Consider the following 12,390-nt stretch of genomic DNA (forward strand, 5'->3'; position numbering starts at 1 on the left):
CGGCGGTGCTGGGCTATCTGGTCGCCGGCGCCATGCTGGGTCCGCATACGCCGGGGCCGGTGGTCGATCTGGCGGTGCCGCAGGTGCTGTCGGAATTCGGCGTCGTGTTCCTGCTGTTCGCTATAGGGCTGGAATTGCCGGTTTCACGCCTGCGAGCGATGCGGCATTACATCTTCGGCCTGGGACTGATGCAGGTCGGACTGACCAGCGCCGCCATCGGGCTCGTCGCATGGTGGCTCGGCCTGACGCCGGAAGCGGCGCTGATCGTCGGCGGCATGCTGGCTTTCTCCTCCACCGCCACGGTGCTGAAGCTGCTGGTCGAGCGTGGGGAGACCGTCGCCCGCTTCGGCCGCATCTCGGTCGCCGTCCTGATCTTCCAGGATCTGGCTGTGGTGCCGCTGCTGACCCTGCTGCCGCTGCTGGCGGACGCCAATGCCAGCATCCCGCTCGCCCTGGCCCTCGCCACGGTCAAGGCGGTGGCGGCCATCGTCGCCATCATGCTGCTCGGCCGTTTCGTCGTCCGCCCGGCCTATCGCTTCATCGCATCGGCCGGCAATCCGGAGCTGTTCACCGCCACCAACCTGTTCGTGGTGTTGGCGGTCGGCTGGCTGACCGCCGAGGCCGGCATGTCGATGGCGCTGGGCGCTTTCCTGGCCGGCATGCTGCTGGCCGACACCGCCTACCGCCATCAGGTTGAAGCCGACATCGAACCGTTCCGCGGCCTGCTGCTCGGCCTGTTCTTCATGACCGTGGGCATGTCGCTGGACCTGCCGGCGATGACGGCGGAGGCAGGGACCATCGCCGCGATCACCGCCGCGCTGCTGGTCGGCAAGAGCCTGCTGCTGTTCCTGATCTGCCGTCTGTCGGGCCTGGCGCTGGCGACGTCGCTGCGGATCGGCCTGCTGCTGTCGCAGGGCGGCGAATTCGCCTTCGTGCTGATCGGCAAGGCGGTCGGGCTGTCGGTGCTGGACGGGCGCACCGGCCTGCTGCTGTCCTCCTCGGTCGCGCTGAGCATGGCGGTGACGCCGGCCGTCGGCGCCCTGGCCCAGCGGCTCGCCCAATTCATCGAGGCCCGGATGGGAGCCGAGGCATTCGGCATCGAGACCAGCGACATGAAAGGCCATGTGCTGATCTGCGGCTACGGCCGCGTCGGCAAGGCGGTCGCCAAGCTGCTGACCGAACACGACATCGCCTATGTCGCGCTGGACCTGGAGCCGCAGCGCATCGCCGCGGCGCGGCATGACGGGCTGCCGGTCTATTACGGCGACGCCAGCCAGGGCAGCGTCCTGCGGGCCGCCGGGATCGAGCGGGCGCGGGCCGCCGTCATCACGCTGAACCGGCCGGACGCCGCGCACCGCGCGGTGGAGGCGATCCACGCCACGGCGCCGACGCTGCCGATCATCGCCCGCGCCCACGACCTGGGGCAAAGCGCCGCGCTGGCCGGGGCGGGAGCGACCGCCATCGTGCCGGAAACGATGGAGGCCAGCCTGCAGCTCGCCGGACTCGTGCTGCGCAGCGCCAGGGTGGAAACCGGCGCGGTCGACCTCAGTTTGAAGGCCCACCGCGACGGCAATTACCGGGCGCTCGCCGACAGGAAGAGCACCGACTGAGCCTTACCGGGCGAAGACGCGCGCCCGGTCGATATGGACGGCGCAGCGGTCGCCGGCGACGATGCCGAGTGTGGCGAGCCGCTCGCGGTCCATCTCGGCCTCCAGCGCCAGACCGGCAAGGTCGATCTCGATCCGCGCATCGGGGCCGACGACATGGATGCCGGAAATGCGCGCCGGACCGGCCGAGGCCGGGGTGACGCCGAGGTCGTGCGGCCGGACATAGGCCACCGCCGGTCCCTGCACGCCGCCTTCGGTCGGGATCGTCAGGGTTCCGCCGCCGACATGGGCGACGCCGCCCTCCACCGTACAGTCGAAGCGGTTCACCTGGCCGAGGAATTCGTAGACGAAGGCGGAGGCCGGGTGGTCGTAGACCTCCGCCGGGGTGCCGATCTGCTCGATCCGGCCCTGGTTCATCACCACCACGCGGTCGGCCAGTTCCAGCGCCTCCTCCTGGTCGTGGGTGACGAAGACGGAGGTGATGTGGATGTCGTCGTGCAGCTTGCGCAGCCAGCGCCGCAGCTCCTTGCGGACCTTGGCGTCGAGCGCGCCGAAGGGCTCGTCCAGCAGCAGGACCTTCGGTTCGATGGCGAGAGCGCGGGCCAGCGCCACGCGCTGGCGCTGGCCGCCCGACAGCTGCGCCGGGTAACGGCCGGCGAAGGGCGACAACTGCACCAACTCCAGCAGCTCGTTCACGCGCTGGCGGATCTGGGCGCTGCCCAGACGCTGGCCGCGTGGCCGCACCTTCAGCCCGAAGGCGACGTTCTCGAACACCGTCATGTGACGGAACAGGGCGTAATGCTGGAAGACGAAGCCGACCTGCCGGTCGCGCGGCTTCAGCCCCAGCGCCTCCTCCCCGTTCAGCAGAAGGCCGCCCGCATCAGGGCTTTCCAGCCCGGCCATGATGCGGAGAAGCGTTGTCTTGCCCGAGCCGGACGGGCCGAGCAGGGCCAGAAGCTCGCCGGACTTCACCTCCAGATCGACCGCGTCGAGGGCGGTGAAATCGCTGAAGCGCTTGGTGATGCCTGAAACCTGGATCCCCATGGGTCGCGTATTCCTCTCAAGAATCCGGCGATCAGTGCCGGGACGCCGCCAGCTCTTCCCCGAATCGCCACTCCAGCGCGGTCTTAACGACCAGCGTGACCAGGGCCAGCATGGCCAGGAGCGAGGCGACCGCGAAGGCGGCGACGAAATTGTATTCGTTATAGAGAATCTCGACATGCAGCGGCATCGTGTTGGTTTCGCCCCGGATATGGCCGGAAACGACCGACACGGCGCCGAATTCCCCCATCGCGCGGGCGTTGCACAGCAGCACGCCATAGAGCAGGGCCCATTTGATGTTGGGCAGCGTGACCCGCCGGAAGGTCTGCCAGCCGGAGGCGCCCAGCACCAGCGCCGCCTCCTCCTCGTCGGTGCCCTGTTCCTGCATCAGCGGGATCAGTTCGCGCGCGACGAAGGGGAAGGTGACGAAGATGGTGGCGAGCACCAGCCCCGGCACCGCGAAGATGATCTGGATGCCCATTTCGCGCAGATAGGGGCCGAGCAGCCCGCTCATGCCGAACAGCAGCACATAGATCAGGCCCGAAATCACCGGCGACACCGAGAAGGGCAGATCGATCAGCGTGATCAGCAGGTTCTTGCCGCGGAAGTCGAACTTGGCGATGCACCAGGACGCGGCGACGCCGAACACCAGGTTGGCCGGCACCGAAATGGCGGCGACGATCAGCGTCAGCTTGATCGCGGCGATGGCGTCCGGTTCGATCAGCGCCGTCCAATAGGCGTCGAACCCGCGGCGCAGCGCCTCCACGAACACCGCGACGAGCGGCAGCAGCAGGAACAGCGCCAGGAACAGCAGGGCTCCCCCGATCAGGGCGGCACGGACCCAGGCCGGTTCGGTCAGGGCCGACTGGGCGGGCGGCACCGGGATGGAGACCGGCGCGGAAATGCTGGTATCAACGGGCATGGCGCGACCTCATCCACTGCTGCAGAAGGTTGAGGATCAGGAGCATGAGGAAGGAGACGCCCAGCATCGCAGTGCCGACCGCGGCGGCGCCGGCATAGTCGTACTGCTCCAGCTTGATGACGATCAGCAGGGGGAGGATCTCGGTCAGGCCGGGCATGTTGCCGGCGATGAAGATGACCGACCCGTATTCGCCGACGCCGCGGGCGAAGGACAGCGCGAAGCCGGTCACCAGCGCCGGCAGGACCGCCGGAAGGATCACGCTGCGGAAGGTCTGGAAACGGGAGGCGCCGAGGGAGGCCGCGGCCTCCTCCTCCTCCGCCGGCAGATCCTGCAGGATCGGCTGCACCGTGCGGACGACGAAGGGAAGGCCGATGAAGGTCAGCGCGATGGCGATGCCCAGCGGCGTGAAGGCCACCTTCAGGCCGAACAGCTCGTTCAGCGGCTTGCCCAGCCAGCCGTTCGGAGCATAGAGCGCGCTGAGCGCGATGCCGGCCACCGCGGTCGGCAGGGCGAAGGGCAGATCGACCAGCGCGTCGACCAGCCGCTTGCCGGGGAAGTTGTAGCGCACCAGCACCCAGGCCACCAGGAAGCCGAACACCGCATTGATCAGTGCGGCGACCAGCGATAATCCGAAGCTGACCTCGAACGCCGCGATGACGCGGGGCGTCGTGACCGCCGCCCAGAATCCGCTCCAGCCGAGGCTGCTGGACCGCAGGATCAGGGCGGCCAACGGGATCAGCACGATGAGGCTGAGATAGGTGAGCGTGAAGCCCAGCGTCAGCCCGAAGCCCGGAATGACGCTGGGTTTCCGGAAGAGGGGAACGGGGGCGCGGACCGTCACCGCCCCCCCCTTTCCGGCCAGAGCGCTGTCGTTGTCGGCAGCGGAGACCATAGGTCAGCGCCCCTTCTGGAAGATCTGGTCGAAGACACCACCGTCGGAGAAATGCTTCTCTTGCGCGGCACGCCAGCCCCCGAATTGGTCGATGGTGACCAGCTTAACATCCGCAAAGCGTCCCGCATACTGGGTCGCGAGTTCCGGAAGACGCGGGCGGTAATAGTTCTTCGCCGCGATCTCCTGACCTTCACGGGTGTACAGGAACTGCAGGTAGGCCTCGGCCACCTTGCGGGTTCCCTTGCGGTCGACGACCTTGTCGACGACGGCGACCGGCGGTTCGGCCAGGATCGACAGGCTGGGCACCACGATCTCGAACTTGTCGGCGCCGAATTCCTGAAGCGACAGGTAGGCTTCGTTCTCCCAGGCCAGCAGGACGTCGCCGATCTCGCGCTGGGTGAAGGTCACGGTGGAGCCGCGGGCGCCGCTGTCCAGCACCGGAACGTTCTTCAGAAGCTGCGACACGAACTCCTTGGCCTTGGTCTCGTCGCCGCCGCTCGTCTGCAGGGCATAGGCCCAGGCGGCCAGATAGTTCCAGCGGGCGCCGCCGGAGGTCTTCGGGTTCGGGGTGATGACCTGGACGCCGGACTTCACCAGATCGTTCCAGTCCTTGATCCCCTTCGGATTCCCCTTCTTCACCAGGAACACGATGGTCGAGGTGTAGGGGGCGCTGTTGTTGGGCAGTCGGCTCTGCCAATCCTTCGGCAGCAGGCCGGCATCGGCGATGGCGTCGATGTCATAGCCCAGGGCCAGGGTCACGATGTCGGCGTCCAGGCCGTCGATGACCGAGCGCGCCTGCTTGCCGGAGCCGCCATGCGACTGGCGAACGTTCAGGGTGCGGCCGGTTTCCGCTTCCCACTTCTTGGCAAACGCCTTGTTGAACTCGACATAAAATTCCCGCGTGGGATCGTAGGACACGTTCAGCAGCGAGTCCTTGGAATCGGCAGCGGCAGCACCCAGCCAAGCCAGCGTCAGGCCGGCGGCGAGAAGGGTCAGACGACGAAGCGACATGGCAGGGGTCCTCCTTGGGTAGCTCCTAAATTCCACGAATTCCTTTCGTGGTATCTTCGATTTGTTTTCTATTTGTTGTGTAGAGTTTGCCCACTGGTGGTGCGCTTGGGAAGTGGTTTTTTCGCATCCGTCTACGGGAAAAACGCGAAACTCAATCAACCCGTTGGCGTTAAAGCGGAAAGCTCTTCCGGCGACCTCGTTCGGCGCAGCCTGGCGGAACCTGCGCCGGATGGGGAACCGCATCCGATACCTGCAACTTTGCCGGCATCTCCCTGTTGATTACCGACAGATCGACAATTTCAGGAGCGCACACGATGGCTGGCCCTTATCGGAAAGTAGGCACTGGACTCCCGAAAGCCGGCACTTCGCGGGGCTTGGGCCGCCCCGCCATGTGGACAATTCTCGGCATCCTCGCGTTCATGACTCTGTTGCTGCTGTTCTTCCCAACCTGGTGACCGCGGCCGGCGGGGAGTAAGCCATGCTGGTCTATGGCGATCGCGATACTTGCGGGACTCCCCGCCGCATCATCGCAGGACTGAAGCAGGGACTAGCCGGCGCCGACCGGCTGGCCCCCGGAGCGGAACGGCATGGCGCCCTGGTGACGCTGTTCATCGAAGCGGCGGAACTGGCTCAGGGCCTTGCCGACTCGGAATTCCACAGTGTCGGCGAGGATGATTCCACGCCGGTTCAACAGGCGGCCATGGCAGTCGTCACGGACCTCGCCCATCGGGTTGCCTGGTCCTGGCGGTCGCTGGAGCGGCGAAATGCCACGACTCCGCTCGACCCGCGCCCTCTGGACAGCTTGGCCGCTCTCCCCCTGCCGGAGCTGATCCGCATGCGTCGGGCCGAGGGACATGCCTTCTACAGCCTTTATCCCGAAGCCTATCTCGAGGCTGCGGCGAGATTGCCGCCGCGGTTCACCGACGCCCCGGTGGTCATCGGGCTGCGCAGCATCGGCACCGGACTGGCGGCCCTGGCGGCAGTGGCGCTGAAGTCCCGTCCACCGATAACGCTGCGCCCGGTGGGCCATCCGTTCCGGCGGGAGCTGCGGATCTCGAACCGTTTGCGCGCCGCCATGCTGGCCGATCCCAAGGCCCACTACGTCATCGCGGACGAAGGGCCGGGGCTGTCCGGCAGTTCCTTCGGCGCCGTGGCCGACTGGCTGGAATCGCAAGGGGTCGGCGCGGACCGGATCGCCTTCCTGCCCGGCCATGGCGGCGACCTCGGCCCCCAGGCCTCCGAACCGCACCGCCGGCGCTGGGCCGCCGCAGCGCGCCCGGTGGTCGATTTCGAGTCGCTGTTCCGCGCGGGCGAGGGGCCGTTCCCGCCGCTGGAACGCTGGTTCGAGGATTTGCTCGGCCCGGCCTTGGCCCCCCTGGAAGACCTCTCGGGCGGGGCATGGCGGCGGCTGCACGATTCCACACTCGCCTTGCCGGCCAATCCACGGCAGGAGCGCCGGAAATACCTTCTGCGCACCGGTAGCGGCCCCTGGCTGCTGAAGTTCGCCGGCCTCGGCCCTGCCGGGGACGGCGTTCTGCACCGCGCCAGCGCGCTCCATGCCGCCGGCTTCACCGCCGAACCGGCGGGATTGCGCCATGGCTTCCTCGCCGAACGCTGGCTGGAGGACGCCCGTCCGCTGACCCACCCCCAGACCCAGATCACGCCGGACTCCGTCAACCGCCTCGCCGGCTATCTCGCCTTCCGCGCCCGGCATCTTCCGGCCCCTCCGGACTCCGGCGCCGCCCTGCCCGACCTGCTGACCATGGCCCGCACCAATGTCGCGGAGGCACTGGACCCGGATGCCGCGGCAGCGCTGGATCACTGGACGCCGGACAGGCTCGCCGGGTTGGAGAGCGCCGTTCGGCGTGTGGTCACCGACAACCGGCTGCATCGCTGGGAATGGCTGCGGCTGCCGGACGGGCGCCTGATGAAGGCCGATGCGCTGGACCATGCCGCCGCCCATGACCTGATCGGTTGCCAGGACATCGCCTGGGACGTGGCCGGCAGCATCGTGGAATTCGACCTGTCCGATGCCCGGTCCGGCGCCCTGTGCCTTGCGGTGGACGCCGGAGTGGGGCTGGACCGGCGGCTGCTGGAATTCCTTCTGCCCTGCTACATCGCCTTCCAGATCGGTTATTGGACCTTCGCCATGGGCAGCGACCCTTCCGCCGCGGCGGAATGCCGGCGCTATGAAGACCAGTGGCGCCGGCGGGTCGGGAACAGCGCCGGACTCGTCTAGGCCACCTCAGCCGACGGGGTCGCTCCGGCCAGCGCCTCGTCCAGGGCTTGCAGCAGGCTGTCGATGCGGTAGGGCTTCGGCAGCACCCGGATGCCTTCGGTACGCGCCACGTCCTCGCTGTAGCCGGTCGTCAGCACCACCGGCAGGCCGGGACGCAGGGCGATCGCTTCGCGGCAAAGGTCGATGCCGCTCCGCCGGCCGGGCATCACGACGTCGGAGAACAGCAGGTCGATGCGCTCCCCGCCGGCCAGCATCGGCAGCGCCTCGTCCGCGGTGGCGGCGCGCAGGACGATCCAGCCGGCATCCTCCAGCGCCGCCGAAACCGAGGAGGCGACGACCGGATCATCCTCCACCATCAGCACGCGCGCGGCATCCCGGCGCTGGATCGCGATGCGGGGCGGCGGGGCGGACACCCGCGGCGACTGGGCGGAAGCGCGCAGAAGAAGCGTGACGGTGGCGCCCTGCCCCGGCCGGCTGTCGATCCAGACGGTGCCGCCCGCCTGCCGGGCCAGCCCATAGACCTGCGCCAGCCCGAGGCCGGATCCCTTGCCGACCTCCTTGGTGGTGAAGAAGGGGTCGAAGGCCTTGGCGACCACCTCCGGCGGCATGCCGGTCCCGGTGTCGCTGACCGACAGGCGCACGAACTCCCCGTCCAGGCCGGTGGGGTCGCCGGGTTGGAGCGTCGCGTTTTCCGCCGCGATGGTCAGGCTGCCGCCCTGGGGCATCGCGTCGCGCGCGTTCACCGCCATGTTGATCAGCGCCAGCTCGAACTGGGTCGGATCGGCCTCGATCGGGCGCAGGTCGGGGGCGAAGCGGGTCTCCACCCGGATGTCGGCGCGCAGCGCGCGCTCCAGCAGGCCGGCCATGCCCAGAACCCGGTCGCGCAGGTCGATGGGCTCCGGGCGCAGGCTGTCGCGGCGGGCGAATCCCATCAACTGCTGGACCAGCTTGCTGCCGCGCTCCACCGCCTGCATCCCCGCCTCCAGCAGCGGCGTCACCCGCGGCTCCGCGGTGCGGCGGCCGATCATGGTCAGGCAGCTGCTGAGCGCCTGGAGCAGGTTGTTGAAGTCATGCGCGACCCCGCCGGTCAGCTGGCCGACCGCCTCCATCTTCTGCGCCTGCCGCAGCTGCTCCTCGGCCCGGTGCAGGGCGGCGGCGGCCTCCTTGCGCGCCGTCACGTCGCGGCCGACCGCGTGGATGAAGCGGTCGTCGGGAACCGCGGTCCAGGAAATCCAGCGGTAGGATCCGTCCCGATGGCGATAGCGGTTCTCGAACCGCCTGGTGGTCAGGCCCGATGCCAGCCGGCCCGCCTCGTCCCCCGTCGCCTCCCGGTCGTCGGGATGGACGTAGTCGAGGAAGACGGTGCCCAGCAATTCCCCCTCCTGCCAGCCCAGCAGGGCGGTCCAGGCCGGGTTGACCGCGGTGATGGTGCCGTCGAAGCGCGCGACCAGCATGATGTCGGTCGATAGCCGCCACATGCGGTCGCGGTCGGCGGTACGCTCGGCCACACGCTGTTCCAGCGTCGCGTTCAGTTCGCGCAGGGCCTCCTCGGCGCGCTTGCGGTCGGTGATGTCGTAGCAGGCGCCCAGCACCCGCACCTCGCCCCCGTCCCCCTGCGGCCCGGCATGGGCGATCGCCTGCGCGCGCCGCGCGATCCAGCGCGGTTCGCCGCCGCCGGGCCGGAGAATGCGGTATTCGACATAGCCCAGCCCCTCCGACGGCACGCGGCCGGGGTGAAGCGTCGGCAAGTATGGCCGGTCCGCCGGATGGATCAGGGAGACCAACTCCGCCAGCGGAACCAGAGGCCGCGGCTCGATACCCCACAGCCGGCAGAATTCCGGCGACACCGCCAGCATCCCGTCCTCGCGCAGTTCGAAGGTGCCGACCCCGCCGGCATCCTGCGCGATCCGCAGCCGCTGCTCGCTTTCGCGCAGCGCGTCCTCGGTGCGCTTCATCCCGGTCACGTCGTTGCCCTGGACGAACATGCCCGTGACCCGCCCCTTGTCGTCCCGGATGGGCTGGAACACGAAGGTGATGAAGCGGTCCTCCAGCGGCGCGCCGGGCCGCCGCGCCAGCCTCGTGCGCATCCCCTCGCCGACGAAGGGTTCGCCGGTGGCATAGACCCGGTCGGCCAGTTCGAAGAAGCCCTGACCGACCACCTCCGGCAGCGCCTGCCGTGCCGGCTTCCCGATGATGTCGCGGCCGCCGATCAGGTCGAAATAGGCATCGTTCGCCATCTCAAAGACATGGTCGGGACCGCGCCAGACATACATGAAGCCGGGGGCCTGCCGGAACAGGGCGCGGATCCGCTCCCCCTCCGCCCGAAGCTGGCGGTTGACGCGGCGCAGCTCGGCTTCGGCCTGCACGCGCTCCAGCGCCGACCAGGTGCGCTCCGCCACCTCCCTGACCAGCTCGACCTCGTCGTCGCGCCACTGCCGCGGGGTCCGGTTGTGCACGTAGAGCGCGGCGACCATCCGTCCCTGCTTCACCAGGCTGGCGGCGATGACGGCGTTGAATTCCAGGGCCTCGAAGGCCGCCCGCCGCTCCGGCGCCGCCGTGCGCGGGTCGCGGGCGGCGTCGTGGATGACCAGAGTCTCCCCCTTGCGCAACGCCGCCAGAACGGGTTCCCCGAAGCTCATCAGGTCATGCGTGCCGGGGTGGGATCCCACCGTACCATCGGTCCAGTTGCGTTCGATGGTGAAGAAGCGCTCGCCATCGTCCAATTGGCCTTCATCCACTGGGCCATCATCCACCCGGCCATAGCCGACGCGGCTGGCGCCGAGATGCCGCCCGACCGCCTCCGCCGCCGCGACCACCACGTCGAGCGGGTCAGACAGCTCCCGCAGGCGGTGCTCCAGCTCGACATGGAAGGCCATGCGCCGCTGGGCCTGCACAATCGTCGTCGTCTCGGTCACGATGCAGAGGAAGCCGCCGACCGCGCCGGCCGCATCCATGATCGGCGTGTAGGAGAATGTGAAGTAGGCGTCCTGCCGATGACCGTTGCGCTCCAGCGGCACCGTCCAGTTCTCGTGCCTCAGCGCTTCGCCGTCCAGGACCTGACGGACGAAACCTTGCACCTGCGGCCAGACGTCCGACCATACCCGCGCCATCGGCCGTCCCAGCGCATCGGGATGCCGGGCGCCGAGAATCTCCAGATAGGCGTCGTTGTAGAGGAAGGTGACCTCCGCCCCCCAGCCGATGAACATCGCCTGCCTGGAATGCAGCATCAGGCCGACCGCGGCACGCAGCTCCGGCGGCCAGCCGGCAGGCGGGCCGAGTGGCGTCGCATCCCAGTCATGGCGGCGCATGAGCGCGCTCACCTCGCCCGCTCCGGTCAGGAAGGCGGGCGGCACGGCAAGGTCGGATGACGGTTTCACCGGCGAGGCCCGGCGTTGGCGAATTTCGGGCAGCCTTGGGCGTCCATCACAAGCAAGCAATCGATAAGAGTCGAAGCATCCATTTATCACATGCCGGCGGGGTGCCGAGGTAGCTGTCCAATCGTCAGCCCCGTTCGGGTTATCGCCTGTGTCGAGGGGGAGAACGCGGACGAACGAGGCTTTCCAAGGCACGAGCATATTAATATATTGCAATCGGTGCCGCAGCCTGCCTCATGTTCGACCGGGCGGTCGCTTCCAGTGACCGTTCCATGGGGCGGCTTCCGGATGCTCCTCTCGGACTTGAGGCCCGCCGTGCTATTCTGGCCGGCGGCTTCCTTTTCCGTCCTGCGGACGCTTCCCCCTTATCAAGACCTGCAAACGGGACCTGGACATGACCTTGCCCTGCCAAGCGGTCCTGTTCGATTTCGACGGTGTGATCGTCGAATCGAACGCGATCAAGCTTGAAGCCTTTCTCAGCCTGTACCGCGGCCACGGCCCGGAAGTGGACCGGGCGATCGCCGATTTCTACCACCGCAACGGCGGGCTGCCCCGGGGGCAGATGCTCCGCCATTTCGATGAGGTGGTGCTGGGCCTGTCGCGGAACGACGAGCGGATCGAGGAGATGGTCAGGCGCGTCGGCGGGATGGTGGAGGACGCCGTCACCGCCTGCGAGGAGATCCCCGGCGCGCTCGACTTCATCCGCCGCCACTGCGACCGGCATCCGCTGCTCATCGCCTCGGGCACCCCGGAAACGGAACTGCGGCGGATCGTGGAGCGCCGTGGCTGGACGCCGCTGTTCGCCGAGGTCGCCGGCAGCCCCCGCCACAAGACCATCGTCGTCGCCGACCTGATCGACCGCCACGGCATCGACGCCACCCGCAGCGTCTTCGTCGGCGACGCCCTGACCGACCTGGAGGCGGCGCAGACCAACGGCCTGCCCTTCATCGGCGTCGTCCGTCCCGGTGCGGAGAACGTCTTCCCCGCCGGCACGCACATCGAACCCGACCTGACCGCGCTGGAAGGCGCCATCGCGACGGTGCTGGGCCGCGCCTGAGCGCGCCGCCCGGGATGGGGCGGCCATCGTTCACGGCGCCGGCCGCCCCATCCCCGCCGGGCGCATGTCCGGCCTTCGTCCATGGGCTGGGCGGCGAAGGCCGGCGGGGGGAAGGGCGGCAGAGGAATGGCAGCGGAGGGTCGATCCGCCATCATGCGGTTCGTGGCATCCGCAAAATATCAGGGTTTCCACCAATAACATCGTGCTGGACTCCACGGCGCCCCCGCAGAACATCCTCCGCAGAACA

The 12,390-nt window shown here is 68.5% G+C and carries 8 protein-coding genes (1 of these 8 cut by a window edge); 3 read left to right on the top strand and 5 right to left on the bottom strand.

What is annotated here, in order from left to right; translation table 11 throughout:
- Positions 1 to 1,610 carry the 3' portion of a monovalent cation:proton antiporter-2 (CPA2) family protein gene (locus tag DM194_RS13835; protein ID WP_111068179.1) on the top strand. 88 nt of this gene lie to the left of the window's left edge, so only the last 1,610 of its 1,698 coding nucleotides appear in the window; the start codon falls outside the window, past its left edge; its stop codon occupies positions 1,608 to 1,610.
- Positions 1,611 to 1,613: 3 nt separating this feature from the next.
- Here DM194_RS13835 and DM194_RS13840 read toward each other — a convergent pair whose 3' ends face one another.
- From DM194_RS13840 to DM194_RS13855, 4 genes are read right to left on the bottom strand one after another with little or no spacing between them, the layout of a single operon-like run.
- A complete protein-coding gene (locus DM194_RS13840) occupies positions 1,614 to 2,651 on the bottom strand; it encodes a sulfate/molybdate ABC transporter ATP-binding protein (protein ID WP_111068180.1) in 1,038 nt (345 codons plus the stop codon).
- A gap of 31 nt (positions 2,652 to 2,682) precedes the next feature.
- Positions 2,683 to 3,570, bottom strand: coding sequence for a sulfate ABC transporter permease subunit CysW (gene cysW, locus DM194_RS13845; protein WP_111068181.1), 888 nt, complete (start codon positions 3,568 to 3,570; stop codon positions 2,683 to 2,685).
- The gene (gene cysT / locus DM194_RS13850; RefSeq protein WP_111068182.1) at positions 3,560 to 4,462 is read right to left on the bottom strand and encodes a sulfate ABC transporter permease subunit CysT; all 903 of its coding nucleotides are present in this window, start codon (positions 4,460 to 4,462) and stop codon (positions 3,560 to 3,562) included. The genes cysW and cysT overlap by 11 nt, the downstream gene beginning before the upstream one ends.
- A 3-nt stretch (positions 4,463 to 4,465) precedes the next feature.
- Positions 4,466 to 5,473, bottom strand: coding sequence for a sulfate ABC transporter substrate-binding protein (locus tag DM194_RS13855; protein ID WP_111068183.1), 1,008 nt, complete (start codon positions 5,471 to 5,473; stop codon positions 4,466 to 4,468).
- A 478-nt stretch (positions 5,474 to 5,951) separates the two neighbouring features.
- Here DM194_RS13855 and DM194_RS13860 point away from each other — a divergent pair, with 478 nt between their 5' ends.
- Positions 5,952 to 7,712: a hypothetical protein gene (locus DM194_RS13860; RefSeq protein ID WP_111068184.1), complete on the top strand. Its 1,761-nt coding sequence runs from the start codon at positions 5,952 to 5,954 to the stop codon at positions 7,710 to 7,712.
- Here DM194_RS13860 and DM194_RS28700 read toward each other — a convergent pair.
- Positions 7,709 to 11,089 carry a PAS domain S-box protein gene (locus DM194_RS28700; RefSeq protein WP_246024399.1) on the bottom strand — a complete coding sequence of 1,127 codons (3,381 nt, stop codon included), beginning with the start codon at positions 11,087 to 11,089 and terminating at the stop codon, positions 7,709 to 7,711. The genes DM194_RS13860 and DM194_RS28700 overlap by 4 nt on opposite strands.
- A gap of 391 nt (positions 11,090 to 11,480) precedes the next feature.
- On the opposite strand from DM194_RS28700, the gene DM194_RS13875 reads away from it, so the two are divergent.
- The gene (locus tag DM194_RS13875) at positions 11,481 to 12,143 is read left to right on the top strand and encodes an HAD family hydrolase (protein ID WP_111068185.1); all 663 of its coding nucleotides are present in this window, start codon (positions 11,481 to 11,483) and stop codon (positions 12,141 to 12,143) included.
- The last annotated feature ends 247 nt before the right edge of the window (positions 12,144 to 12,390 follow it).

Origin of the sequence: Azospirillum ramasamyi (assembly GCF_003233655.1) — a bacterium.
GTDB lineage: Bacteria > Pseudomonadota > Alphaproteobacteria > Azospirillales > Azospirillaceae > Azospirillum > Azospirillum ramasamyi.